The sequence below is a fragment of the Sulfoacidibacillus ferrooxidans genome (assembly GCF_022606465.1).
Classification (GTDB): Bacteria; Bacillota; Bacilli; order Alicyclobacillales; family SLC66; genus Sulfoacidibacillus; species Sulfoacidibacillus ferrooxidans.
This window is the reverse complement of the sequence record NZ_JALBUF010000002.1, coordinates 201,703-227,435: the sequence shown is the minus strand read 5'-3', so window position 1 is coordinate 227,435 and position 25,733 is coordinate 201,703. Positions and strand designations below refer to the sequence as shown.

The following is a 25,733-nucleotide window of genomic DNA, read 5'->3' as shown; positions in this document are numbered from 1 at the left end:
GGATAGAGTATGAACATGCAGCAAGATTCACAGCTTACTATTGCAGGCCGATCTTTTCATTCGCGACTGATGGTTGGCACCGGAAAATATGATGATTTACATCAGATGAAAGAAGCGTTAGACGTATCTGACACAGAGATTGTCACAGTGGCTGTTCGCCGAGTCAATCTGGACCAACAAGAAGAGTCGCTTCTCCACTATATTGATCGCGAACGCTACTTCATTTTACCAAATACTGCAGGCTGTCAAACGGCTTCTGAAGCCGTACGCACAGCACGACTTGCCCGTGCAGCAGGGTTATCCAATTGGGTTAAACTAGAAGTGATCCCGGCAGATGGTACTCTTCTACCCGATCCCATTCAAACCATAGAAGCGGCTCAAATTCTCGTTGAAGAAGGTTTTATTGTCCTCCCGTATACGACAGATGATCACTTAGTAGCCAAACGTTTACTGGAGATTGGTTGTGCAACCATTATGCCTTACGGTTCCCCCATTGGCACTGGACGTGGACTTGTCAGTCAAGATCGACTACGCAGAGTGATCGACCAAGTGGCAGGGCGCGTACCCGTGGTCATCGATGCTGGCATTGGATCCCCTTCAGATGCAGCGCTTGCTATGGAACTTGGTGCAGATGCTGTATTAATCAATACGGCGATTGCAAGAGCCACTGATCCTGTAGGCATGGCTTATGCGATGCAACTTGGCGTAAAGGCTGGTCGTGCCGGATATCTTGCTGGGCGCATACAGAAAACAGACATAGCACAGCCTAGTAGTCCCACCAGTGGCTTAATCAACGCGTAACTGATCTAACCAGGTTCGAACGAGCATAGCCCAACTCAAATGATGCTCTACATATTGACGACCATTACTACCGTATGTAGTAGCCATTTCAGGGTCCTCAATAACCATGCCTAGATCATCGTCTCCATGATTCTGCGATGTAGGCATGGTTATATGACTCAATTTAGTGTGCTCTTTTATCCTCATGGGTTTGTAATTCTTGTAAAAGATTCTGTGCTAATTGCAACAACTCAGTTTGTGAATAGCCAGTCACACTCTCCTGAAGATTGACCCGTTTAGTATTTGAAGTTTGCATCTGTTTAGCGTGTGTATCCAATGATAATTGATCTTGCTGTTTTTCATATAGAGTTTCACGTTGTTCATCATGTACACGCAACGTTTGATGCGATCGGGCATCATTTTCTGTACTTGCAACTGATTTTCCGGGTATATCTAATGCAGACAAGCTCCGAATTTTTTGCGCTTGCACCTGAAATGCAGCCACTACAAATCCTATCGCCGTAACAATCCCAAGTACAGCGATGCACAATCCGGTGTACAGGGTAACATGTATAGCAGATTGGCTATTGTATGCGTGATGAAACCCCGTGATCCAAGGTGATGCCATTAACCATAATCCTATGACAAACTCCACCACGCCGCCAATTCCAGCCCACAAAAAACCCTTCATGTCATATCAATCCTTTCTCACCACGTGTGACGACAAGGAAGAGTGGAAAACCTGACGTTTTGGTTCATGGACATCCATTTCTACAGGATACGGACGTTCAGCCCGGCGTGGTGCTCGATTCTGCACGGGTGAAGATATATGCACACCTTTTGTTTGTTGAGGAAGAGCATTTTGAAGCTGTACAGTAGCAAAATGTAGAATTTCTCCATCAAGTTTACTTCGGCTTTCCTCAGGAATATCTAGAATTCTACGTGCTTCAATGCCTAACACGACGGCTCGCAACAATGCCTCATCAACTCGCTTCTTTTCACCACGCATTGCCGACATTATTGTAGCTATTAACATCAGTCCTGCCATCACCCAAAACGCCATTTGAAGCCCATGGATAAAACCTTGCAGGGAGCTAGACTCTCCTTTCAATCCGACAGCGGTACCTGAAAATATAGCTAACATCGCTTGATGTGGAATGCTAGCTGTCACGATAGGAATCGTAAATGCAATACTCAACATCATGCCCGAATTGGTCGTTAATGACCGAATACCCGAAGCTTCTCCTCGATATTTCGGACCTGCAGAGTTCATAATACTGCTCGAATTTGGGGAATTAAAGAATCCAGATCCAACGCCAATGACTGCCATCCAAACAGCAAGTTGCCAGTAAGGCGTAGTAAGCCCAATGGCAAGCGCAAGACCTGCGAGCCCAACCAGCGTGATCAATAATCCTCCCGTAGTCGGTGCTGTAACGCCTAGACGGTCACTAATCCACCCTGAAAAAGGTGAAACGACAAGCATACCAGCTGCCAGTGGAATCGATAAAATTCCAGCTTCGAGTGCAGTATCTCCCATAGCCCCTTGAAAATAAAAAATCAGCATAAACATAACGGCCATTCTTGCAATTGAATTTAAGGTAGCGGAGATGATCCCCATACTAAAGGCACGATTGCGAAACAAAGGCAAATGCAATAATGGTTGTGGATGCTTGATTTCAATAATCATCCACAGAGGTAAAAATACAACAAAAATTATGCCTCCGATCCAAACCACTGGTGAACCCCAATTTTGGATGGCACCCCACGTCAGAGCAATTAACAATCCTAATGCCGTAAATACATAAGTAACAATTCCCCATACGTCAATTTGGCGACTTCTCCGTTCCCCTACTTCTCTTAAACCCATGACATACAAGGCCCATAGAACAGCGACAATGCCAAATGGAACATTAAACCAAAAAGTCCATGACCATCCAAACGCAGTGGTTAACCATCCGCCAAGCACCGGCCCGATAATCTGTCCGACAGCAACGACCATGACATTGACCCCAAGGGCACGACCAAGTTCTTCCTTAGGAAAGACATCAGCCACAATCGCTGTACTATTCGCCATAACCATGGCACCGGATATTCCTTGAAACACCCGCAAAACAATGAGCCAGGAAGCGTTTGGAGCAAATCCAGCTGCAAACGACACAATCGTAAACAAGGCCATGCCGAAAATATATAATTTCCTGCGCCCAAATAAATCTGCCAAGCTCCCTGCCATAAGGACCATAATGGTTTGTGCCACCATATAGGACAGCATGATCCACATCGCTTGTAACAACGTTGCATGTAGATCGCGTATCAGATCCGGCAATGCAATAATGAGCGTACTAAAATTCAAGGCACTGAGAAGTGCACCAAGACTTGTGACAGATAATATCCACCACTTACGCCGATTGCCCGCCATACAATCCACCCCCACAAAAACCACTGATTACTTTCCATGTCTACTTCGCGATCGTATTATCTTAACGTCGCAGGGTTTTTACGTGTTCAAGACGTTCTAATAGATTTTTTTTCATCTCTTCTAATTTGTTCATTTTCCCATCAATTTGGTTCATAACTTCCATCATCAGATCGATCGATTCATCCACGATCTGTTGACGTTCATCTTCAGATCCACTCTGATAACTGACACGCAAACGATCTAACGCTTCTTGCGCTTGTAAGACATTGCGTATTTCCTGTAAAGAATACCCGAGGTTATCTTTGATTCGTAAAATATAGGATAACTTCTCCACCACATCCTTATCATATAAGCGATGCCCCCCACTCGTTCGGCAGCTAGGTGTAATCAACCCTACTTCTTCGTAATAATGCAATGTCCGCGCAGTCACACCACATTTTTTCACTACATCCTCTACTGAAAAAAGAGTTGAATCGTCCGTAACAATCACCTCTTGCATCATCTTAGCAATGTTGAATCCTTACGTCAACGTATAGTTTATAGAAAATAAGCAGACAAGCACACCTCACGACAACGATTGCCGTGAGGTGTGTTTGTCTGCTTGACGATTACTCTATGGCATTTACAACTTGTTCGGTGGTACGAATGCGCCCAATCCGGGGGAATATATAGCGTAGTGTATGATCGTGTTCGATCTCTGACAACCCTGTCATGGCATCAGATACAAAAATCTGTTGATATTGTCGCTGATAAGCCTCACGAGCTGTTGTTTCTACTCCGATATTCGTTGCAATACCACATAAAACAATCGTGTCAATAGAACGTCGACGCAATTGTAAATCTAAATCCGTTCCAAAAAATGCACCCCATTGATGCTTGGTGACCAAGTGATCCGTAGGCTGCACCTGTAATTCTGTCACAAAATCCGCAAAATCTGCAGGTCGATTCATCGGTGCTTGAGGTGCTGCATCGGTTATTGGATGCAACATATCCTTCCCATCACGCGATCCAACATGAACAAGAACTACAAAACCCTCATGTTCGCGAAAAACTTTCGCAAGCTCTGCACAACGCGAAACTACATCTGACGTAGCATAGGGTGCCCCCTGTAATCCGACAATCCCTTTTTGCAGATCGATCACAACTAAAGCTGTGGATGCTATATTTACTTTTAATTCCATGCAGGTGCCTCCATGTAGGAACTAGATCCTGACCCGATCAGTTCGAGTACTTGTAACTCTCCCTATGGTAGCATGGATCACTTGATCATGCACGAAGACCCCGTGTAATAAAGCGGTATTCTACATGAGCTAATGCCACGTTCTCTTTCGACACACAATAATTAAGTGATCGCGATTTCTTTGCACGTCGATAATTTTAATTTCTGAGCGCTCTACCCGCTCTTTAATCTCCTCGAGAATCGATGTTCTTTCGTCACACGCCTGGCGAGATACCACGTATCGTTCAAATAACTCCGCCGTTTGCATGCCATCTCCCCCAGTCACATAGTATGTTATTATATATAACATACTATGCTAAAAATGACTCGGTTTTTTTGAAATTTTTTTATATTTAATGCATTTCTCGATAATGATGTCATGTATTATTACATTGCCGACTTTTCAACTACTTCGTTAGACGTCATCTTCCATAGCTTTTGTTTTACCACGGATCGCATGTTCCGATATGATTTGGTCTTTTGCATATTGTTCTTTTATTTCTTTATCTGTGAGATCGGTTTCTAAACGATACCTAGATCCATCTTTACGTTCCATCTCTATGCTCCGTACATGCATATTCCATTCCCCCTTCAAAGCTTACCTATATATTACATCACAATCTAACCCTATGGTAATCCGTATGGAATAAAAAACGTTCTATACACTACGTTTCCATGCTCTACAGTGCTTAAAAGACTAATGTCCATAGTTCATATTGACTATGCGTTTCATCCGTAGATTCTATCCACATTGACCAGAGAAAGTAGTCATTATGATCCTTACCGTAACATCACCCATCCATTACCATGAAAATATCGAAAGCGAAGGGAGTGGCACGCGATGGTGAACTTCTCAAATGCGTGGCCCAATTATTACGTCGGCTATCTATGGCTCATTGTTTTCATGATGTTTGTTGCAGCCAAATATCCTCACCATGATCGAGGCGATAAAAAATGAACTGGACCAAAAGCATGCGCACCACTGTTACAGAAAAGTTGACGTGGGATAATCTCTTGCCTTCAGAACAACCCATTTACGTCTCATCACTCGTCTATAGTTTTGGTGTTTTTACATTAAGCAGTCTAGTCTTCACGATTATGTCAGGTGTCATCATGGCGGCATACGGCCCCACTTGGTATCAATATTCTGCTGCGGGGGCGTTTTTTCGTTCGGTGCACTTTTGGAGTGTTCAGGCCTTTTTCTTCTTTATGACAATGCATCTGGTAGGTCAGTTTTTTATGGGATCGTGGCGTGAAGGTCGCGCCATGACATGGGTACTTGGAGCGCTCTCCTTTGGTGTTTCCGTGATCACCGCCTTCACCGGATACCTATCCCGTGGCGACTTCTTTGCACAGTGGAATCAGGTACAAAGTAAGGATGCCTTCAATGGCGCTGGACTCGATGGGTTTTTGAACATCTTAAATAACGGGCAAGTCTACGGTCTCCACATCGCCGTATTGCCACTGATCTTAATCGTTCTTGTCGGTTGGCATATGGTTGCCGTTCGAGCCAAAGGTGTTGTACCACCCTATCAAGCAGTACATGTTCAAAAGAAAGAAGGGGAGAAAAGATGATTCGAAAAGCGCGCTTTGAACGCAATACTCTGCGCTTTCCCCAAAAAGACTTCGATATGGTGAAAGAAGGCATTGTTAGTCTTGGCATCATAGGCGTCGCAGTTGTGATCGTAGCAGCTATTTTCGGTGCGCCGTATCGCCCTGCCATTACCAACCAAGAGATCGCGAATCAAAAACCGATACTCGTGATGCAAACAGCCATGGGTGACCTTGATGGTCAAGGAGAAATGGCCGCCTATGGTCCACCATACAATAACGGTTGGCACGGTGTCGCACAAAACATTCAATCCATTGGTCCCTTTTCACCGCAAACATGGTGGGGTACTCCCTACCATCTCTATACGCCAAATGCGGATGTCATCACACCCTTAACCATGCTTGCAACGGCATCCAACGACACGCCGTTGCAAGCCGCTATACAAACCTACAACGCAGCTTCCTACACGCAGCAGCAAGCATGGGATAACAACTTTACTAACGCATTAAATAAAGCCACTGTGCAAAACGGGCAAGTCGTTGTGCCAAGTGGTCAATACGGCCCGGTGCAACTCATGATGAACGATGAATTGGCTCTCGCGAAGTCTGGATTATTATCTGGTGCACTCGATCGCGAGACCAACAATGGGGTTTATCGTTGGAACATCCAAAATGATCTCTTGTTTTTGCAAGGTCCAGCACTTCATCAATATGCTAAAACGATCGACATGAGAGGTGGGCAATGGGGCATCAACCACGATGAACAAGCGTATCCTGGCCCCTGGTGGTTGACTCCGTACACTTTCTTGTATCAAGTACCGCCAGGATCCACGTCGCCATCCGGCGATGAAATCGTAGCGTACACCATTGCTATTTTGTTCGGACTACTCGTTTTACTGCCGTTTATTCCCGGTCTCAATAAGTTGCCACGCGTACTTCCTGTGCACCGTGCTATCTGGCGAGATTGGTACAAACGGTTAGAGACAACCAACGCCTGTGCATCTTGTCCTCTAGCTACATCGTGCAATAAAGAGTTTCATGGTCCTATGACCGCTGCAGCAGACCATGAGATACCAGCATGCTATGATCAGACAACATCAGTAGGGTAAGGATCGCGTTTCGTATCACAAGATTCTGGCATCCAACCGCATGCATAATCCAGCGAATGAGTAGTTGCCATTGTAAATGAAACCATGGGTGGTGTAAACCATACACCACCCATACAGAGGAGACGACGAAGATGAGTAAGGGACTCAAGTTATGGGTGATTTGGATACTCGCGTTACTTGCAGGAGTCTATGGAACGGCTGTCGTATACCAAGCGATCACGACCACAGCGAAAATAGATTATGTATACGGGATTCCTATTCTCCTCTTTGGCATCTGGGTGACAGGAAACATCTGGGCTTCAGCACGTCAGGCATATCGCCGGCAACGCGTGCAATAATCAACACGAAGATTCACTTGGATCATTCTCATCAGTTCCCCTAATGAAACCAAATCATTAGAGGAACTGATGACAAAAAGTAAGCACTACCTTTCATTAAAAGGTAGGAAAACCAGGTATAACAGTTAACCCGCCGTACACACCAAGTCCTGCAGTCAAAATGACTGTGAAGATCACTACCCATTTGTACCATCCGCGCAAACGATGTTCTAAAGGCAAAGACTTAATGGCGAGTCCAACCAATAACCCCAAGACCAAAGGAAGTAAAAATGCATTGACTACTTCAACTACAATATCTAACGAGATCAAATTATGAACAAGAATGACTACACCTGCTGCTACGATTACAATACAGGTAAAAACACCATAAAACCAAGGAGCTTCCATCACGTGATGCTCCAAAGAGTGCTTTACCCCAGTAACTTCCCCAAAACCCCATGCAAATCCAAGTGCTTCTACCATAGCCGCAACTGCTCCAGCACCTATCATTCCAATAGCGAAAATGTCTCTCCCCAATTGGTGCCCTAAAAATGGTGTGAGCGCCTGTGATAACTGCCCCACGGTATTGAGTGATGCATCCGGGTGAACACGCCCAATCGTAGCTGCAGTAGCGATTAATACAGCTGCCATGATTCCTTGAGTAACCACCGCACCAATCGCCGTATCTAGACGCGCATGGCGATACGAATCTGGACCAAGTCCCTTATCAGTGACCGCAGACTGTTGATAAAAAATCATAAACGGCATAATCACAGCTCCAATACTTGCTGAGATTAAAAAGAGATAGCTTGAATTTGTAAGTGGAATTTGCCCGAGACTCACAAGAATTGTATGTAGATTAGGATGACTAATGATAGCGATTCCAAAGAACACTAATTCAAATAAGCCTACAAATAATGCAATTCGCTCAACACGTCGATACGATCCTGTATAGACCACTACCAATAGAAAGACTGCACCTAAAAGAACGCCAACGATACGAGGAATGCCAAAAAGGACGCTCACTCCTGCCAAACCGGAGAATTCCGTTAATAGCCCACCTGCAGCTGAGATGGTAAGTCCAGTCAGTGAAATCCATGCCCAGATAGGACCAAATGTTTCTCTGATCAGTTCCCCATGTCCTTTTCCAGTGAAAATACCCAATCGAACGGTCAATTCCTGTACCATGTATAAAATAGGCATCAAGATAAATTGTACTAAAAGTAGCTTATATCCCCACTCTGCACCACACTGAGCTGCAGTAATCACACTACCTACATCTGAATCAGCTAACATAACTATCATACCAGGGCCCATCACAAGCAAAAATGATTTCCAAGCTATACCCCTAAAACGTGATGGGGCTGCAGTGTTAGTTTTCAAATTTAATCCTCCATGATCAGCTAGACATCGAGTCAAGCTCCCTGTTTTTAAATTCATGTGGATGACCCTTACGACTTTCTGATCAAGGGATTCTCCGGTGATGAGCTAAGCGCTACTTTAGCAAATGACATTGTTAGTATACACTAACAATGTCATTTGCTAAAGTAGCATGTACATATAAAATATTCTCTACTTCTAGGAATAACTGTGCATAGTCTATAGACGTTGAACAACGCATGTGGTACAATTCCAATGCGAACACAATTTAGAATAAATCTAATCTACCAAAATAAAGGAGATCTACTTATGACAAATAAAATCACGACTCTACTTAATCACCACATTGCCAACTGGACTGTACTTTACGTAAAATTACATAACTACCACTGGTATGTTAAAGGTCCACAATTCTTTACTCTCCATGTAAAATTCCAGGAATTTTATGAAGAAGCTGCCTTACACGTCGATGAACTAGCAGAGCGAGTATTGGCCCTTCAGGCAAAACCGGTAGCTACAATGAAGGAATGTTTAGAACTCTCGAGTGTTACAGAAGCAACAGGACAAGAAGATGCTGAACAAATGGTTCAAACATTGAGTACTGACTTTTCGACCATCATCGAACAGTTGCAAAACGATATGCGAACAGCACAAGAAACAGGTGATGAAACTACGGCAGATATGTTGCTTGCAATTCACACACAACTACAAGCTCATGTATGGATGCTTCAAGCGTTTTTGCAGTAAATGTACATTGCTCATGATGGAAAGCACGTACTTCTGACGTAAGCAGAAGTACGTGCTTTTTGCTGTTATTCATAGCAATAATTTTAGTACAAATGCTCTTTTATCGAATACATGGTAATTGTAGCTGGTGTATTCGTTGAAAGTTTTTCCTTGAATATCTGTATTTCTTTCTCCATCTGTTCGTCAGAAAGCTCACACAATCCTTTTTCATCTATTTTGGCGTGATATGCAGTGTGTTCTGGCATATAAAATGGAGATAAAAAAATAATGTCATCCGATGTAAATGGGATATTCAATAAGGCCTTCCATGTTTCTGTGCGATGTTCTTGCACAAAAGAAGTTCCTCCTGCTCCAATTAGCAAAATAACCCCGACACGATACCCAGCCATTTTTAACGTCGTCACAGCTTCTACAGCCTCTGCTGATGTCCCTGGTTTATCGAGAAACTGACGCAAGCGATCTGCTCCCGTCTCGAAACCTACATAGACAGTTTGTAACCCCATTTCATGCAACATGCGCAATTCATCCATTGATTTATAATCTAAGTTAAATGTGTCCATAAATGTGTGAAAAGATGTAGCCACATCTTCACCTAATGTACTTTTGATCATGTGAATCATGTGCAGCAACCGATCAGTAGGTATAATTAACGCATTGCCATCCCCAAGAAAAATACCTGTTCGATCATCTATACGCTTACCCAAAAAGTCAAGCACATGCGCAAGGTGATGCTGTATTTCTTCTGGAGACTTGATATGGAAAGGACGATCTCGATAAAAATCACAAAACAAACATCGATTGTACGAACATCCATGGGAAACTTGAATCACAAGAGAGTGATATTGATCTGGCGGCAAAATACTAACAGGTAAATAAGTGCGACTGAATCGCTCTTTATCCCTAGACATTTCAGCCACCGTCATTAAAGACAGTACAGGTGTCCACTTATCAGATAGTGCGTGCTCTGTCTGTTGCAATGCTTTTTGTGCAATCTGATACGCTTTCGTGAGAAAGTTTGTCTTTTCCGTGTCAGGTATCTCTCTATAGCGGCGAGCAGGTAACCCACCACTACTTGGAATACGAATATCAAGCATTCGATGATCTAATCCGCGACGCACCACGTGCCCTTTTGCAACAAATAGCATAAATCGTCCAGAGCGATCAAATACGTACAGTTCGTTCCCTTTACGAACCTGTAACTTATGGTTTTGTTCACGCACTATACACTCATCCATTGGCTCCAAGTTCTTCCCATACAATCAATTGATCTTCACGTTGCCACACTCTTTGTTCACCTACCACTTCCCATGCATCAAGCGCACAATCAGCGATATCTAGTGCTTCATCCACGACATACCCGTTGCCTTCAGATATTAACAACCGAGATTCAGCAGTCAATTCCTGTTCTTCAATATGCAATAAGGCCCTTAAATCGCTCACCGCAATCACGCTACCACGCAAATTGGCCACACCAAGTATATGCGATGCTGCCCCAGGGACAGGACGAATCGGAAGCATGCGTTCAATCGATTGTATTTTTTCGACAGGTGTTGCATATTGACTATCACCTAAACGATAAATCACGACTTTCATTCCCTATCACCATCCTCACCATCAGTCGATCAGTTGTACTTGCAAGTACCTACTTCTACTTACGTGCAAGATCATGAGCTACTTCGCGTAGCTCCATAAATGCTGCCGCAAACTCCTCTGTACTAGCTGTGTGTTCCTGTGTCACAGCCGCAATCTCTTCAATAGCTGTACTTAACGTTTCAATACGCTGATTTACGCCTACCAGCTGTTGGCGAATTTGTTTTGCGTACTTTTTACTTTGCTCGGCCATCTTGCGCATTTCATCTGCAACAACGGAAAACCCTCGTCCCTGATCTCCTGCGCGAGCAGCCTCAATGGCTGCGTTTAACCCAAGTAAGTTCGACTGATCAGCTATCTCCTGTACATAAGTTGCAAGTGTCCTTGATTCATCCGCATCTGACTTCACCTGCAACGACTCGGATAAAATATCTTGCAACCGTTCTGCGATGCGAATCGTTGCGGTCGATAGTTGGTCTGAAATTCCCTTTAATTCATCCGTCGAAGCAACCACTTTTTCTCCTACCTCTTGTTGGATTCGTTGTACGTACTGTACATATGCTTCGGTCATCAGTAATTCGCGCAAACGCAGTCGCCGTGAAAATGCTGGGATAACCCGTGGATCATCCATTTCATGTGCATACTCAAACATGTAATTTTGATAAATTTGCAAGGAGGCGATCACATAGCTCTGCGATAATCCAATGCGATAATGGATTTCACCAATGCGCATCACTTCTTGTTCACTCTCCATAGAATTGGACTCTGCCATTTGTAAAAAGAACTGTTTCTGTGCCGTTTTTAACCGTTCAAGGGTTGAATGGTCATCGATGATGTGTCGCAACTCTGGAACAGCATATACTTGGTCATAAAAACGGTCTACGACAGCCTGTGCATGGCGTTCAAAAAATGCATGTTGTGCAGCTAATACGTGAAAATCTTCCTCTTGAATGCCTATGAGTGCTACTACATCTTGAAATCCTTTCACTATATCCACTCGTCCATCCAACCTCTTCCCTATCTACCTTTTATTAAACTGACAATATAACACCTAAAAAGCGCCTGGATCCAGCACCAAAGCAACCTGTCCATCCCCTAGAATGGTTGCTCCTGCGTAATACTTCACATCTTTTACGACCTTTGGGAGTGGCTTCAAAACCACTTCTTGTTGTCCAATCACGTCATCGACCACAAGCCCGATATGATCTCGCCCACGCGCCACAAACAATACATGGCCACGTTCCTGTGCAGGATCGAGCATAAACGTATTCCTTACTCGCACAAGCGGAGTAACCTTGCCACGCCATACGACGACTTCCTGTCCGCCACCTACCTGCTTGACTTCCGGTTCTTCTTGAATTTCCTCAATCGTCGCTAAGGGCACAGCAAAGGGATGCCCATCCATGCGCACCATAATACTCTGTAAAAGAGCGAGTGTAACGGGTAGTGTAATCGTAAACTTCGTTCCTTTGCCCTCTGCGCTCTCCACGTCCACACGTCCTGAGAGTGATTCGATCTTAGCCTTCACTACATCAAGACCCACACCGCGACCAGAAAGATCTGACACCTGATCGGATGTGGAAAAACCAGACGCGAACAACAAGTGATACACCTGTGCATCAGATAATGGATCACTGGCCGATACAAGCCCTCGCTCTACTGCTTTGCGAAATACACGGTCACGATGGATCCCATGGCCATCATCCTCGACCTCAATCACCACTCGATTCCCCATGGGATAGGCGCGCAAATAAATATGACCACTCGTTGATTTGCCCGTTGACTGGCGTACCGTCGCCTCTTCGATTCCATGATCTAACGAGTTTCTCAACAAGTGCATCAGGGGATCGGCTAGTTCCTCGACGACCATGCGATCAAGCTCGGTTTCTTCTCCACTCATGATAAACTCAATCTCTTTGTGTAAACTACGAGCGGTATCGCGCACCATTCTTGGGAAACGTTGAAATACACTGCCCACTGGAATCATGCGTATTGACATGATCAATTCTTGTAAATCGTTTGTCGCTCGACTCATATGAGCCACCGTATCCACAAGGCGCGCATCGCCGAATTCTGTCGCTAAACTCTCAAAACGAGTCTTATCAATGGCTATTTCAGAGAATAAATTCATCAATAAATCAAGCTTGTCCACATCCACTCGCACGGTGGCATTTGTTTTTTTTCCTTTACTTTCTCCTTTTTGCTCCTTCATGGGTGGCTGAACTAAGTTAGGCCCAGACTGCGCCTTCCCATCTTCGACCATCCATTCGCGCAACTGTACCAGTACAATATCCGATACCCCTTCTACAGCGCGTTTGACTCCTTCAACGCCCTCCGTACTCCACATGACAAAGAGGACATCACGCAAAAACGTTTCTTCTTCAATCTCGCGCATACTAGGTCGTGTATAGAGGAGTTGATCTTGGCCACCGATCGCTTCAAATACCATGTACATGCGAGCACTTTTTAACACAGTCTCCTCATGTAAACGCACACCCACCTCATAGACACGCTTGTTTTGCTTTAATGCGAGTTCCACCACTTTGACCACGTAATCGTCATCGGTTACCCTCGTCTTTGGCAACAATGCCACTCCGTGTTCTGCATGTCCACCATCTGTCATGCGCCACTCGCGAAGCGATACGATGACCACTTCGGAGATATCTGCGATTCTCTCCCCGAGTGTCTCTACATCCTCTTGTGTTGCCAACACAAGCGTCACTTCACCGGCATAGTCCCCTGTTTCAAGAACAGTAGCATCAGGAATGGTCAACAAGAGCTCGTTTTGATCAATCCGCTGTAATAATTGGGCAAATCGAGCCATAGGCATGATACATTCTGTTGCAAAGCCGATCTGCACTTCATACACGCGACTGCCTAGTTCCATGGCTTGTCTTGCGATCCCTTGAATCATCTCAGATGGCACATGCTGATTCGTAGCCATCTCTACTTCTTCTCTTGTAGCCGTTGTTGATGCGATCTCCTGTGTAGCCACCTGCACTTGCGCAAGGCTAGTAAACGGATCCACGACGTCAGATATCGCCTCAGCACTCTCTTGACCGGTCTCTTCCACATCAGAAAGTAAGCTTTCTAATTGATCCAGACTATGAAATAACAGATCCACTAATTCAGAATCTACATGGCGTTTTCCTTGACGCACATCATCGAGCACATTCTCCGCCTTGTGTGTCACTTCTCCCATGCGCGTAAAACCCATGGTCATGGCCATGCCTTTAATGGTATGCGCCGCCCGGAAAATCGTCGCGATGGTCTCTGCGTCTTCATGCTTTTCTAAAATCAACATCCCATCCGACCATGCTTGTAGATGCTCGCGCGTTTCGTCAATAAACATCGTCAAATATTCATTCATTTTGCCAATACCTTTTGAATCGCTTCAATCAATCTTGTTTCCTGAAAAGGCTTCACCACAAAATCACTGGCACCACCTTGAATCGCTTCGATCACCATTTGTTGTTGTCCCATGGCTGAGCACATGATCACCTTGGCCTGTGCATCCTGTCCCTTAATTCTTTTCACAGCCTCAATACCATCCATTTCAGGCATCGTAATATCCATGGTCACTAGATCCGGTTTATGCTGTTGATACAAATGAATAGCCTCGTGACCATTTTGCGCCTCAGCAATGACTTGATGACCTGCTCGTTCTACCATTGTTTTTACCATCATCCGCATAAATGCAGCATCATCCACCACTAAAATTCTTGCCATATGTATACAACCCCTTAAAAATAATGTATCCGCATCATCCATACTTCGTACCATAGCACATAAAATATCTACTCTCTTTGTACACTATTTTAGTAAGTTTAGGTAGCCATATACTCGTATTTTCTTGATCATACTCCATATTTCAAGCAGAAACACCGTTTCCATATAGAAAACGGTGTTTCTGCTTAATCAAAATAAAGAAATTTTCATTGATGCACAATAGATTAACTACATCTGATGATAAAGCATGCAATTTACATATCCTCTACATTTTCCACTTCAGCAACATGATCATAAGGTTTACTCGGTTCAATAAAGACAACCACTTAGCCAATGACTTCTATTCTAATCTACCGAGATAGACATTGAGTAAACGTTCTAACATATCAGGTGGCATCTTGCCTTTAAATCGGAGCATATAATCGTCAAATGACTTTTTCATCAAACTAGATACAGCACCATAATAAGCTACATCACGTTGGCCGCCATATAAAGTATTGGAGCGAATTAATGTTGCTTTGTGATTCCCCATGTTCATAATACAAAAAATTTCAGGATCATATGGGAGAACTTCTCCCTGCCCTGTAAGAATTTTTTTCAAATGGCTCGCAACAATGTCGCCTTGTTCAACTGCAAGATGTCCCAGCTTTGGCACAGTACGTGCTGCCCCATCGCCAATCGCATAGATATTTGAATAATCTAGATGCTGAAATTGTTCATTGGTGGGTGCAAATCCAGCTTCGTCTCCAAGGCCTGAATTCACAATCGCATCAGGACCATAATAAGCTGGAATAATAATGGTTAATGCTGATTCAATCACACTACCATCTTCAAATTCTACATGATCCTTTTCAACCTTACTTAGAATTTTGTCTGTGACAACTTCCACTTGATGTTTCTCCGCTAGATTCCCAAAAGCTTCATGCACCTTATCTCCTACATCTTCAAAGAAGATATGTGCCGGACTAAAGCAGATCACACGTGAATCATCCCTCTTACCACTTTTGCGCAGTTCAGATTCAATCATAAATGCCACTTCGCCAATCGGACCTTCACATGCAGCTTTTAAAAAGGGAACTTCAGGAATACGCGTGCCTTGTTTCATCGGCATAGATCCAATGACCACATTTCCTTTTTCAAAAGCCTCAATAGCCTGACTGAGCCTTGGTGCGAGCACATCTGTACACATCGAGTACCCATAGTCAACAAACCCTGGAATTTCTCCAAAGTTCTTCTTTGCTCCTAATGCGATGACAAGAAAATCATAGGAAATGGCCACGCCATCCTCAAGAAAAACGGTCTGTTTTACAGGATCAATGCGCTCTACCCGATTGCGAATGAATGTTCCGTACGACTCAACCACCTTGCGCAAAGGGAAGGTAATATCGCCGACTGTTTTTTCACCCAAAGACACTTCTGGCAATGACGGTTTCACTAAAAACGTTTCCCGTTCATCGATCAGCGTTATTTCCATCTGCTGTTCATGTCTTAACTTGGCCATATGATGGAATACTGTTAATCCACCAAAACCTCCACCTAAAATCACTAGTTTTTTCATACAACACCCTCCTAGAATCACGCAATACATCTTTCGTCCAATATGTACCACTTAATTATACCTGATAGAATACGAGATATTTCAACAAGTTCTTGCCATGTTACCTACAAAAAAGAAAACATCAGTCCATATATCTGTCATATTGACATTCATGAACTGATGCTATAAATAAAATAAAAAGCTTAAAATTACATTCTTTCTACAATATCAAGTCAACCAACCAAGTGTTTTACCGCACAACGATTCGGCCCAATTTCAAGTTCCGTTGCTTCTTCATCTGATGGAAACAGTTCACCGCGATTCACATGTACGATCGTCGTATAATTAGGAGGTGTGAGTCCCAAATTTCCAGCTACTGAATCGGTGAATTCATCCTCAGATACGCCTTGAAGCAAATGATTTGTCGCCCGAATTTCTCCTAATCTCGCACCCACATACCCTTGTTGTGTAACCTCATCTGATCCAGAGTAATGTGCTGGAAGAATGAGTACTTGATCATCTATTTGATTGAGCTTTGTTCGTACTGTATCATAAAGTAGTGCAGCCCATTCACGTGCTTTACCACCAAGATCAGGACGACCTAAGCCACTAACGAATACCGTATCACCTGATAGCAAATACTGATCATTCACAAGAAATGATGTACTTCCAGGTGTGTGTCCAGGCGTTGGAATAGCTATAACATCTAATTTAGAAGTACCGAATGGAATGCGCAATCCATCCTCAAGCGAATGGAAATTTATGCGTCCTTCACCCATTTCACTAGCGGCAATCCAATAATTCGCACCAACTCGACTTGCAAGAGCGCTTCCACCTGAAATGTGATCTGCATGACAATGCGTATCAAGTACTTCCCTAATCTGCACCGAATGTTTAGCTGCAATGTCCATATAGATGTCCGTATGCCGTCCCGGATCGACTACAATTGCATCATCTCCAGAAACTAAAACATAGGATAAACATCCTTTAGCTGGACGAATGACTTGAATTAGTTCGAAATCATCGGTTGATACTACACTAGTTGGATAATAAAATTCACTCCAGGCAGACATCCCATTCCGTAAACTCACTGCATGATAACCATGTTCATTGAGAATATCTGCTGCCTCTTCACTCGCATTGCCATGCGCACACACGCAAACGATTTCTTTATCTCGTGGAATCTCAGTAAATACCTCTGGTCCACTAGCCTTTAATTTTGACGTTTGAATATTTATTAAGTTAGCGTTTTGATGATCAATGTGCCATTCTAAATATGCGGATGTTGCCCGCACGTCTAAAATAATGGTTTCTCTATTATTTTCCATTTGATCGTGTAATTCTTGTGCCGTAATCGACATGCTCATATTTTCACTCCCCTGTCTCATCGTGTACCACTTTGACAAGATTAAATCTATACCCTGATGGGTATAAAAAAAAGGCACAATTGAACTAGTTCAATCGGACTACTTTACCATGCGTTCAGGATTCACTTGTTCTTCGTGTAGATCTGTAAACAGGGATTCCAAGCGCAATAATTCAGCTTCGACTATCTGTAGGTTTTGCTGATCTGTTTCGCGTCCCATGTTATTTGTAAAAAGCAATAAGCGCATACCCAAAAGAGAATTGCGCACTTCATTGACTAACGTCCAGGGTACCACCTGAGAACGCATCGCTTGATCTACATGCGAACGATAGTGTTCGCGCGTATGTTGCACCACGCTGTGATGACTACGACCAAGCCATGCGATCACTACACATCCCAAAAACTGAAAAATGATAGACGGGCAATACATCGAATGATGACTACACCAGACCAGCGATGACAAAGTAATCAGGACGCCTCCCAAAACTGCTGGGACAAATCCAATGGTATAGCCAACCAATCCTGCTAAAAGCACTTCTACACCTGCAAAAATATCGTGCTCTATGATTGCGAGTACAAACAAGACGATGCCAAGTAGCGCTGCAATCAGCGTCATACGCATACGTAAATAACCTAATACCATATCATCGAATAGCGCTATCCTTTGTCGCATCTCGATACCGCCCCCATACTTGCCTTTGACTATCGTTCCCTATGAAACACTGGGTGCCAGGACACTACTTGATGGCACTGTATTATCAATCATCTGCTCCATCTGTTGTAAATCAAATAATGCACGATACCGCCCACAAGACGTAAGAAGCTGTTCATGTGTTCCACGTTCAACAACTTTGCCATCATGAATCACAAGAATCTCGTCCATTCCTTCAAGTCCGATTAAACGGTGCGTGATCATTACAAGACTGCGATCACGTGCCATGTCCTCTATACCCCTTATCACGCGAACAGCTGTGATATTGTCTAATCCGCTCGTTGGCTCATCTAATAAAAAGATATCGCCATCTGCTAAAATCGCACGTGCAATAGCTAGTCGCTTGGCTTCACCACCAGATAACCTTGCACCAAACTCTCCTGCAAGGGTGTCATAACCTTCAACCATTTGTTGAGCCACTTCATCAAACGCTGATATCTCCACCGCTTTGTGAAACTGATCTGCTGTAGCTGTTTTATTGGCAACGCGTAGATTATCAGTTAACGTCGTTTGAAAAACATGCGGCCCTTGCTCAGCTACAGAAAAACATGATCGCACATCTATTGCATCTAATGTGCGCAGCTCTTTGCCACACAACTGGATAGATCCTTGTTCGTATTCATAAAAACGCAATAACAGCTGTACAATGGTGCTTTTTCCGGCTCCACTCTCGCCAACAATCGCTACGTGTTTTCCAAATGGAAGATCTAGATCAAACCCCGATAGGATTTCGGCTTCAGATGATTCATAGCAAAAGTGTACGTCTCGAATCACCAAATCTGGTTTGTACCATGTAGTCATTGCACTCCCTTCTTCATTTACCCTGGATGTAGCCTGCACAAGAGAATCCACTCGTGCAAATGCCTGAAGGGTTTGCGACAAATATTGATACGCCTGAGGTAAACTAGCCGCCGTTTCAAAACTAGCCAGTGCTGTAAGCGCAATAACTGGGAGATCATATCCTGGGATTTTCCCTGTAGCGACGAGAGGAATCGCAATGACCAAACTTACCCACATAGCAACGTGATTGATCAGCACGAGTACCCCCGTCGACATCCCATTTAATTGACTCATAAACCGTTGATGACGCGATATGTTTGTTTGTAATTCAGTTAGTGTTTGTACCGTTTGCTCATACCGTCCAAAAGCTAACAATTCAGCTACTCCTTGCGTAAGATCAAGGGTTAGCGCATAGTACTTTGCCCGCAACTCTACGAGCACTTTCCCACTTGTTCTCCCTGCCAAAAATGCTATGCCTGGTACCACAATTCCTCCAATGAGCAGACTGCTAACTAATGCAACACCAAGACGCACAGAGAACTGCCCCACAACTACAAACGACAAAGCTGCTGATAAAAAGAAAATGATAGCGGGAGAAATGATGCGCAAAAAGAAATTTTGTAACGTATCAATATCTGCAACCAGTGTAGCTAACAGATCGCCCGTGCATTTTGTAACAAATAACCCTGGAGCGAGCGGTTCTATTTTCGAATAGACAAATACTCGCAGATGAGCAAGTATGCGAAATGTGACATCGTGCGAAGCTAATCGCTCAAGATACCGAAATACCGCACGAGATAAGCCGAAAAACCGTACACCGACAATCGGCACCCATAATAAGAGTACGGTTTCAGGATGCAATGCGGCCTTTGCAATGAGATACCCGGAAGTTGCCATCAAGCCAATGCTCGCACCCACTGCAAAAAATCCAGCTATGATGGATAACGTAACTAACCACCAAAACGGACGTAGAAATCCAAGTAACGTGCGCATGTTACGCCCCCTCTCCCGGCTGTAGTGCATGTGCCATCACAAGATCGCGATAGAGCCCTGGCTCACGTACTAAATCTCGATGTCTTCCCGTTTGTCTTATGGCACCTTCTTGCATGACTACAATCTGATCAGCAAGTTGTACCGTGTGCATGCGATGGGCAATCATAATCACTGTATGAGTTTGTCTTAATTGTCGAAGTGCTCTCTGTACAATCCAGTCGGTCTCTGCGTCCAATTGTGATGTTGGTTCATCCAAAATGAGTATTTTGCTGTCCTTTAGAAAAGCTCGTGCAAGTGCGATCCGCTGTATCTGACCCCCACTTAGACGTGCTCCATTTTCACCTACCATGGTCTGATACCCTTGTGGAAAAGAGCAAATAAATTCATCAGCTCCCGCCATTTTTGCCGCTTCCACTAATTCACTTACGCTACAATTCGGGTTTGCCATTTGTATGTTTTGCGCAATCGTCCCAAAAAATAAATGTGGACGCTGTGGCATCCATGCGATCTGCTCCCGCCACCATTCAAGCGGAACATCGCGCAAATCCACACCTCCAACCACAATTTTTCCTGTGGTCGGTTCCGTAAATCCAAGTAGTAAATCTACCAGTGTAGATTTACCTGCACCACTAGCACCAACAATAGCTACCATTTGGCGTGGTAGAATCTCACAGGTGACATCGTGAAGGGTGGCTTCTCCAACTTTTGCATACGTATACCCCACATGATCAAAGAAGATAGAGCTCCATTCGAGTGGTTTGCGCATCATTGCTGGATCCCTCACACTGATGGTGGGTTTTGTTTGAAGAATCTCAACGATTCGTTTTGCCGCAGTCACTCCATCTCGCCCAACGTGATACTGCGTTCCTAACATGCGGATGGGCAGATAGAATTCCGGTGCCAAGACAAGTACAAAAAATGCATTGGAAAACGGCATATCCCCTGCAATTAACCGCAACCCGATCGTCACCGCAACAATGGCCGTACTGAGCGTTGTAAGCAGTTCTAAAACTAAGGCAGACAAAAATGCGATTCGCAAGGAAGACATCGTCGCTAAACGATAATCTTGACTAATGCGCGAGATCACTTCTATCTGATCTCGACTCCGCCGAAATACTTTTAAAGTTGTCAACCCTTGCAAAACATCCACAAAGTGTGCAGATAATAAACTAAGAACTTTCCATTGTCGATCACTTACTGCTTGAGCCCCTTTTCCTATTAGAATCATAAAAAATGGAATGAGTGGCGCAGTCACAGCAAGAATGATCCCCGATAGTGGGTCATTCCAAAACACAAAAGTGAGTACAGTGAGCGGAACAAAGGCTGACAATGCCACTTGGGGTAAATACCTCGCTAAATAGGGCTCAAGTGCCTCTACTCCATCTACTACAGTCAAGGCAAGTTCACCAGTCTGCTCCCCCTTGACATACGTTGGACCGAGTAATCCTACGTGTTGCAAGAGGCTCTTGCGAATATCCGTCTTCACTTTAGCCGCAATCTGTCCAGCAGCCGCTTCACTTCCATAAGCAATACCTGCGCGCAGTATGATCAAAACAAGTAGCGTCGTAAGCGCAGCTGACACCACTTGAAGTGGATCGTGACGCAAGAACACTTGCGTCACGATCTGTGCGAGATAGCGTGCCTCTGCGACAGCTATCAGTCCGCCAATTAACCCTAACCCGACTGTAAGAACCAATAATGTGCGCGCGCTTTTACTGTGTAAAAATATTTTTCGATCCATCATATCAGTAGTCCAAATGATCAGATGGGCTTACGCGTTTTTTAAATACCCAATACGACCAGATCTGATAAGCAAGTACAACAGGAACAAGTGTTAGAGCCACGATCGTCATGACGACCAAACTATAGTGATTAGAAGCCGCATTGTAGATAGTAAGACTGTAGTTCGGATTCAAACTGCTCACCATCACGCGCGGAAAAAGACCAAGAAAAACAGTAATCGTTGAAAGTGCAATGGTTATCCCTGTCATGATAAAGGCCCATCCATAACGCTTTGCTCCAATAAAATAGCGTACTGATAGCAATGCAAGTCCCGCAACAATGGGAATCGGCCCTGGATCAATACCCATTTTGCGAAAAATATCGGTATAGAAGTAGCTAAGTATCACCACGATGAAAAGAAGCGTAGTTGTCGGACCGCCGACTCGCAAAGCTGCTTTTTGTGCACGCTCTTTCACGTCTCCTGTCGTCTTCATGGACAAGAACAGCGCTCCATGCAGGATGAACATCATGACCATCGCTGCACCCATAATCACGGAAAACGGACTAAGCAAATTAAAAAATGTGCCCACATAATTCATACTTGCATTTATCGGAACCCCTTGCATCATATCCGCCAATGCAACTCCCCACAAAAAAGCAGGCCCCGCACTTCCTAACACAATGAGCCAATCCCATACTGCTCGCCATGTGCGATTGTTTTCCTTCCCGCGAAATTCAAACGCGACACCGCGTGCGATGAGTGCTAGCAACATGATAAATAACGCTAAATAAAAGCCGCTAAAGAGTGTTGCGTACCAGTTTGGAAATGCTGCGAAAAGAGCACCTCCTGCAGTAATTAACCATACTTCATTACCATCCCAAAATGGACCAATACTATTGATCATCACACGGCGATCCGTATCTGTCTTACCTATAAAAGGAAGCAGCATGCCTACTCCAAAGTCAAATCCTTCAAGGAAGAAATATCCAACAAATAAAACGGCAATAATCACAAACCAAAACACGTCAAGATTCATGTTCGCCCCTCCTTTACTTCAAAATTAAAACAATGATGGCACAGACTCAGTAATAGATGACTCCATGTTCACACGATCATCTGGCCCTAGCCGAACGTATTTGACCATTAAATAAACATCCACAATCCCCATCACTGTATACACGAGTGCAAATCCTATTAATGTCGTTAGCACTTCTCCTGCAGGTACGGTTGGCGAAACTCCTTGTGCAGTTTTTTGTAATCCAAAGACAATCCAAGGCTGTCTTCCGATCTCCGTCATGAGCCAGCCAGTCGTATTGCCTATAAACGGTAACGGAATAGACCATAACAACCATTTGAGTAATCCTCTGTACTGTGAAATATCTTTTCGACGCAACAATAAATACGTGCCAATAAAAGCTAAAATCATCATTAAGGTACCTGCTAATACCATGATACGGAAACTCCAAAATGTTACATTAACAGGTGGAATATAATTACCAGGTCCATACTTTTGCACATAGGCGGCTTGAATTTGGTTCATCCCTTCTACCTTACCTGACAAATGATCGTACGCTAAAATACTCAGCGCATCGGGAATCTGTATTTTAAATGAATTGTCGTGTTTTGCCGTATTGATAACTGCTACAATTGTCCACGGTGCATGCTCTGGACTTGTATTCCACAGTGCTTCAGAAGCAGCCATTTTCATCGGTTGCGCCTTGATGAGATGCTGTGCTTGTGTATGGCCAATAGCCACGACCAATACACTACTCACCACAGCAACTGTCATAGCCACTTGAAAAGATCTCCTGAATAAATCCACGTGGTTTTTTTTTCAGCAAATGATAGGCACTTACTCCTAAAACAAAAAATGCCCCTGTAACAAGTGCACCCATGATCACATGTGGAAACTCCAACCACAGTTGCGTGTTGCCTAGTATTGCAAAAAAATTCGACATCTCAGCATGACCGTTATGCATAGAATACCCTACCGGTTCTTGCATAAATGAATTAGCGGCAAGGATCCAAAATGCAGAGAGTATCGTGCCTATCGACACAAGCCATATCGATGCAAGATGAATCCGTTTAGAGACGCGATCCCAACCAAACATCCACACGCCAAGGAATGTGGATTCCATGAAGAAAGCGAGCAATGCTTCTATTGCTAGTGGAGCACCAAATACATCTCCAACAAATCGAGAGTAGTTTGACCAGTTCATCCCAAACTGAAACTCTTGCATAATACCCGTGACAACACCCACTGAAAAATTGATGAGGAATAACTTCCCCCAAAACTGCACCATCTTACGATATGTGTTATTTCCTGTTCTTACATAAATTGTTTCCATGATTGCAAGTAAAAATGCTAATCCAATCGTTAATGGAACAAATAGAAAATGATATACAGTGGTCACACCAAACTGCATGCGAGCCAACATCAATTGATCCATAACGCACCTCCTAAAGACACATTCCCTGTTGTGGGTCATCTTTATTAAACGTCGTTCAAAAAATTTATAGGAGATCCAAAATAACCCCTTACTCTAGTCGGTTTGGACTAGAGTAAGGGGGCACAACCCATAGACGGTGCACACGTTATCTGATACTCTAAAGTTACTATGAAGGCACAACTAAAATAACTCTAACACGAGAGGAGGCTCACATAACCGTGAAGTCTCTATTTGAATCTGATCAATTTCTTTTTAAACAGATGTTCGATCGGGCCATTGATGCCTATCTTGTCTTAACCAAGGAGTTACAGGTAGCATACATGAATGATACCGCACAAGCATGGTTTGGCCATTTAGACACGTGGAATAATTCTTTCTGTGGCGATATTTTACATTGTCAAACAGAGACTGGCGATGCGATGAGTGGGACTCTTTGCTTAGGGTGTATTGTACGCGATCTCCATATCTCTCTCGGAGACCGTCAAATGGTGGTCACTAAAAAAGATGGAAGTACGATTTTTGCTAGTATCTCTTATAGCTATATTCCTGTTCAAGATGTAGATCAGGACATGTGTATTTTAATGTCTATACGCGATGTGTCTGTTCAAAAGAAATGGGAAAATGAGCGCCTCGTGAACGAAACGCTACGTTTTACACTGGAGGAACGCGAGAGGATTGCTCGCGACTTGCATGACACGGTAGCACAGAACTTAGCGTATGCTACCATGCAATTAAAATTACTGCGTAAAGAGCAGGTTTTGCCGCACTCTGCAGATTCTGTGGCTCCCACTAATCATCAGTTAGATCACCGACTAAAAGAAATGACCGAGATTTTAGACGAAAGTATTAAAGAATTACGCAATTCCCTCTACGATCTTACTTTTTCTCTAGATACGAATTTGATGGACTTTATCCGCGAGGCCGCAAATAAACTGCATGCAAGAACAGGCATCCAAGTGGAGACGCATCTTATAGACGAAGGTGCGGCATGGTCAAAACAAGTGGATGTACAAGTAGCTCGCATAGTTCAAGAGATCCTGACCAATATCCGAAAGCACGCCCATGCAGCACATGTCGATATCCATGTTGAACGAACCATAAACCATCTTTCCATTCGAATTAGCGATGATGGAAGAGGCTTTGATGTAGATGAAGCATTAGAGCGTAAAGGACATTATGGACTTCATTCCATAATAGAACGCTGTCGTTTATTAGGTGGTGAAGCCGCCGTGGAAGCAAGAGTAGACAAGGGGACCGTATGGCGTCTCTCTATCATAGCAGATCTTTCGGAAATTCCATTACAACTCCCATCATCATTGATCGAATCATGACTT

The 25,733-nt window shown here is 43.9% G+C and carries 25 protein-coding genes and 1 pseudogene; 6 read left to right on the top strand and 20 right to left on the bottom strand.

Annotation, left to right across the window (positions count from 1 at the left end):
* Positions 1 to 9 precede the first annotated feature (9 nt).
* Positions 10 to 801 carry a thiazole synthase gene (locus tag MM817_RS05770; RefSeq protein WP_272879748.1) on the top strand — a complete coding sequence of 264 codons (792 nt, stop codon included), beginning with the start codon at positions 10 to 12 and terminating at the stop codon, positions 799 to 801.
* On the opposite strand, the gene MM817_RS05765 is transcribed toward MM817_RS05770, so the two are convergent.
* The 7 genes from MM817_RS05765 to MM817_RS05735 form a co-directional block, all read right to left on the bottom strand.
* Positions 787 to 948 carry a glycosyltransferase gene (locus MM817_RS05765; RefSeq protein WP_241712492.1) on the bottom strand — a complete coding sequence of 54 codons (162 nt, stop codon included), beginning with the start codon at positions 946 to 948 and terminating at the stop codon, positions 787 to 789. The two genes, MM817_RS05770 and MM817_RS05765, sit on opposite strands and share 15 nt — an antisense overlap.
* A 16-nt stretch (positions 949 to 964) precedes the next feature.
* Positions 965 to 1,471 (bottom strand): SPW repeat domain-containing protein, encoded by a 507-nt coding sequence (locus MM817_RS05760; protein ID WP_241712491.1) that lies wholly within the window; start codon positions 1,469 to 1,471, stop codon positions 965 to 967.
* A 6-nt stretch (positions 1,472 to 1,477) separates the two neighbouring features.
* Positions 1,478 to 3,196: an MFS transporter gene (locus MM817_RS05755; RefSeq protein ID WP_241712490.1), complete on the bottom strand. Its 1,719-nt coding sequence runs from the start codon at positions 3,194 to 3,196 to the stop codon at positions 1,478 to 1,480.
* Between the two features lie 61 nt (positions 3,197 to 3,257).
* On the bottom strand, positions 3,258 to 3,698 hold the full coding sequence (locus MM817_RS05750; RefSeq protein ID WP_241712489.1) for a helix-turn-helix domain-containing protein: 441 nt from the start codon (positions 3,696 to 3,698) through the stop codon (positions 3,258 to 3,260).
* A 106-nt stretch (positions 3,699 to 3,804) separates the two neighbouring features.
* A complete protein-coding gene (locus MM817_RS05745; RefSeq protein ID WP_241712488.1) occupies positions 3,805 to 4,377 on the bottom strand; it encodes a hydrolase in 573 nt (190 codons plus the stop codon).
* Between the two features lie 129 nt (positions 4,378 to 4,506).
* The gene (locus MM817_RS05740) at positions 4,507 to 4,683 is read right to left on the bottom strand and encodes a hypothetical protein (RefSeq protein ID WP_241712487.1); all 177 of its coding nucleotides are present in this window, start codon (positions 4,681 to 4,683) and stop codon (positions 4,507 to 4,509) included.
* A 147-nt stretch (positions 4,684 to 4,830) separates the two neighbouring features.
* Positions 4,831 to 4,992 (bottom strand): hypothetical protein, encoded by a 162-nt coding sequence (locus tag MM817_RS05735; RefSeq protein ID WP_241712486.1) that lies wholly within the window; start codon positions 4,990 to 4,992, stop codon positions 4,831 to 4,833.
* Positions 4,993 to 5,369: 377 nt separating this feature from the next.
* Here MM817_RS05735 and MM817_RS05730 point away from each other — a divergent pair, with 377 nt between their 5' ends.
* From MM817_RS05730 to MM817_RS05720, 3 genes are all read left to right on the top strand, one after another.
* Complete coding sequence (locus tag MM817_RS05730) at positions 5,370 to 5,990, top strand: cytochrome b N-terminal domain-containing protein (RefSeq protein WP_241712485.1); 621 nt, start codon at positions 5,370 to 5,372, stop codon at positions 5,988 to 5,990.
* Positions 5,987 to 7,075: a hypothetical protein gene (locus tag MM817_RS05725; RefSeq protein ID WP_241712484.1), complete on the top strand. Its 1,089-nt coding sequence runs from the start codon at positions 5,987 to 5,989 to the stop codon at positions 7,073 to 7,075. The genes MM817_RS05730 and MM817_RS05725 overlap by 4 nt, the downstream gene beginning before the upstream one ends.
* Before the next feature lie 131 nt (positions 7,076 to 7,206).
* On the top strand, positions 7,207 to 7,413 hold the full coding sequence (locus MM817_RS05720; RefSeq protein WP_241712483.1) for a hypothetical protein: 207 nt from the start codon (positions 7,207 to 7,209) through the stop codon (positions 7,411 to 7,413).
* Between the two features lie 96 nt (positions 7,414 to 7,509).
* On the opposite strand, the gene MM817_RS05715 is transcribed toward MM817_RS05720, so the two are convergent.
* Positions 7,510 to 8,775 carry an NRAMP family divalent metal transporter gene (locus MM817_RS05715; protein ID WP_241712482.1) on the bottom strand — a complete coding sequence of 422 codons (1,266 nt, stop codon included), beginning with the start codon at positions 8,773 to 8,775 and terminating at the stop codon, positions 7,510 to 7,512.
* A 306-nt stretch (positions 8,776 to 9,081) separates the two neighbouring features.
* Between MM817_RS05715 and MM817_RS05710 the strand changes: the two genes are divergently transcribed.
* A complete protein-coding gene (locus tag MM817_RS05710) occupies positions 9,082 to 9,519 on the top strand; it encodes a Dps family protein (protein WP_241712481.1) in 438 nt (145 codons plus the stop codon).
* An 83-nt stretch (positions 9,520 to 9,602) separates the two neighbouring features.
* Here MM817_RS05710 and MM817_RS05705 read toward each other — a convergent pair whose 3' ends face one another.
* From MM817_RS05705 to MM817_RS05645, 12 genes and pseudogenes are all read right to left on the bottom strand, one after another.
* A complete protein-coding gene (locus MM817_RS05705; protein WP_241712480.1) occupies positions 9,603 to 10,739 on the bottom strand; it encodes a radical SAM protein in 1,137 nt (378 codons plus the stop codon).
* Between the two features lie 7 nt (positions 10,740 to 10,746).
* Positions 10,747 to 11,112: a chemotaxis protein CheW gene (locus MM817_RS05700; protein ID WP_241712479.1), complete on the bottom strand. Its 366-nt coding sequence runs from the start codon at positions 11,110 to 11,112 to the stop codon at positions 10,747 to 10,749.
* A 55-nt stretch (positions 11,113 to 11,167) separates the two neighbouring features.
* The gene (locus MM817_RS16910) at positions 11,168 to 12,106 is read right to left on the bottom strand and encodes a globin-coupled sensor protein (protein WP_336605151.1); all 939 of its coding nucleotides are present in this window, start codon (positions 12,104 to 12,106) and stop codon (positions 11,168 to 11,170) included.
* Between the two features lie 54 nt (positions 12,107 to 12,160).
* Positions 12,161 to 14,479 carry a chemotaxis protein CheA gene (locus tag MM817_RS05685; protein WP_241712478.1) on the bottom strand — a complete coding sequence of 773 codons (2,319 nt, stop codon included), beginning with the start codon at positions 14,477 to 14,479 and terminating at the stop codon, positions 12,161 to 12,163.
* A complete protein-coding gene (locus tag MM817_RS05680) occupies positions 14,476 to 14,838 on the bottom strand; it encodes a response regulator (RefSeq protein ID WP_241712477.1) in 363 nt (120 codons plus the stop codon). The genes MM817_RS05685 and MM817_RS05680 overlap by 4 nt, the downstream gene beginning before the upstream one ends.
* Positions 14,839 to 15,178: 340 nt before the next feature.
* A complete protein-coding gene (locus tag MM817_RS05675) occupies positions 15,179 to 16,396 on the bottom strand; it encodes an NAD(P)/FAD-dependent oxidoreductase (protein ID WP_241712476.1) in 1,218 nt (405 codons plus the stop codon).
* A gap of 212 nt (positions 16,397 to 16,608) precedes the next feature.
* Positions 16,609 to 17,742, bottom strand: coding sequence for an MBL fold metallo-hydrolase (locus MM817_RS05670; protein ID WP_241712475.1), 1,134 nt, complete (start codon positions 17,740 to 17,742; stop codon positions 16,609 to 16,611).
* Between the two features lie 99 nt (positions 17,743 to 17,841).
* Complete coding sequence (locus MM817_RS05665) at positions 17,842 to 18,414, bottom strand: hypothetical protein (protein WP_241712474.1); 573 nt, start codon at positions 18,412 to 18,414, stop codon at positions 17,842 to 17,844.
* 39 nt (positions 18,415 to 18,453) lie between these two features.
* Positions 18,454 to 20,226: a thiol reductant ABC exporter subunit CydC gene (cydC, locus tag MM817_RS05660; RefSeq protein ID WP_241712473.1), complete on the bottom strand. Its 1,773-nt coding sequence runs from the start codon at positions 20,224 to 20,226 to the stop codon at positions 18,454 to 18,456.
* 1 nt (position 20,227) lies between these two features.
* The gene (gene cydD, locus MM817_RS05655) at positions 20,228 to 21,967 is read right to left on the bottom strand and encodes a thiol reductant ABC exporter subunit CydD (RefSeq protein ID WP_241712472.1); all 1,740 of its coding nucleotides are present in this window, start codon (positions 21,965 to 21,967) and stop codon (positions 20,228 to 20,230) included.
* Between the two features lie 4 nt (positions 21,968 to 21,971).
* Positions 21,972 to 22,985: a cytochrome d ubiquinol oxidase subunit II gene (gene cydB, locus MM817_RS05650; RefSeq protein WP_241712471.1), complete on the bottom strand. Its 1,014-nt coding sequence runs from the start codon at positions 22,983 to 22,985 to the stop codon at positions 21,972 to 21,974.
* A 24-nt stretch (positions 22,986 to 23,009) separates the two neighbouring features.
* Positions 23,010 to 24,399 (bottom strand): annotated as a pseudogene (locus tag MM817_RS05645) (cytochrome ubiquinol oxidase subunit I).
* Between the two features lie 218 nt (positions 24,400 to 24,617).
* On the opposite strand from MM817_RS05645, the gene MM817_RS05640 reads away from it, so the two are divergent.
* Entirely contained in the window at positions 24,618 to 25,730 is a 1,113-nt protein-coding gene (locus MM817_RS05640; RefSeq protein ID WP_241712470.1) for a sensor histidine kinase, read from the top strand.
* The last annotated feature ends 3 nt before the right edge of the window (positions 25,731 to 25,733 follow it).

Coding starts and splice junctions, on each gene's coding strand:
- MM817_RS05665 (WP_241712474.1), bottom strand. CDS start 18,414: ATGCGACAAAGGATAGCGCTATTCGATGATATGGTATTAGGTTATTTA.
- MM817_RS05735 (WP_241712486.1), bottom strand. CDS start 4,992: ATGCATGTACGGAGCATAGAGATGGAACGTAAAGATGGATCTAGGTAT.
- MM817_RS05730 (WP_241712485.1), top strand. CDS start 5,370: ATGAACTGGACCAAAAGCATGCGCACCACTGTTACAGAAAAGTTGACG.
- MM817_RS05675 (WP_241712476.1), bottom strand. CDS start 16,396: ATGAAAAAACTAGTGATTTTAGGTGGAGGTTTTGGTGGATTAACAGTA.
- MM817_RS05765 (WP_241712492.1), bottom strand. CDS start 948: ATGCCTACATCGCAGAATCATGGAGACGATGATCTAGGCATGGTTATT.
- MM817_RS05720 (WP_241712483.1), top strand. CDS start 7,207: ATGAGTAAGGGACTCAAGTTATGGGTGATTTGGATACTCGCGTTACTT.
- MM817_RS05755 (WP_241712490.1), bottom strand. CDS start 3,196: ATGGCGGGCAATCGGCGTAAGTGGTGGATATTATCTGTCACAAGTCTT.
- cydC (WP_241712473.1), bottom strand. CDS start 20,226: ATGCGCACGTTACTTGGATTTCTACGTCCGTTTTGGTGGTTAGTTACG.
- MM817_RS05685 (WP_241712478.1), bottom strand. CDS start 14,479: ATGAATGAATATTTGACGATGTTTATTGACGAAACGCGCGAGCATCTA.
- MM817_RS05750 (WP_241712489.1), bottom strand. CDS start 3,698: ATGATGCAAGAGGTGATTGTTACGGACGATTCAACTCTTTTTTCAGTA.
- MM817_RS05725 (WP_241712484.1), top strand. CDS start 5,987: ATGATTCGAAAAGCGCGCTTTGAACGCAATACTCTGCGCTTTCCCCAA.
- MM817_RS05740 (WP_241712487.1), bottom strand. CDS start 4,683: ATGCAAACGGCGGAGTTATTTGAACGATACGTGGTATCTCGCCAGGCG.
- MM817_RS05670 (WP_241712475.1), bottom strand. CDS start 17,742: ATGAGCATGTCGATTACGGCACAAGAATTACACGATCAAATGGAAAAT.
- cydB (WP_241712471.1), bottom strand. CDS start 22,985: ATGAATCTTGACGTGTTTTGGTTTGTGATTATTGCCGTTTTATTTGTT.
- MM817_RS05680 (WP_241712477.1), bottom strand. CDS start 14,838: ATGGCAAGAATTTTAGTGGTGGATGATGCTGCATTTATGCGGATGATG.
- cydD (WP_241712472.1), bottom strand. CDS start 21,967: ATGGATCGAAAAATATTTTTACACAGTAAAAGCGCGCGCACATTATTG.
- MM817_RS05745 (WP_241712488.1), bottom strand. CDS start 4,377: ATGGAATTAAAAGTAAATATAGCATCCACAGCTTTAGTTGTGATCGAT.
- MM817_RS05700 (WP_241712479.1), bottom strand. CDS start 11,112: ATGAAAGTCGTGATTTATCGTTTAGGTGATAGTCAATATGCAACACCT.
- MM817_RS05770 (WP_272879748.1), top strand. CDS start 10: ATGAACATGCAGCAAGATTCACAGCTTACTATTGCAGGCCGATCTTTT.
- MM817_RS05710 (WP_241712481.1), top strand. CDS start 9,082: ATGACAAATAAAATCACGACTCTACTTAATCACCACATTGCCAACTGG.
- MM817_RS05760 (WP_241712491.1), bottom strand. CDS start 1,471: ATGAAGGGTTTTTTGTGGGCTGGAATTGGCGGCGTGGTGGAGTTTGTC.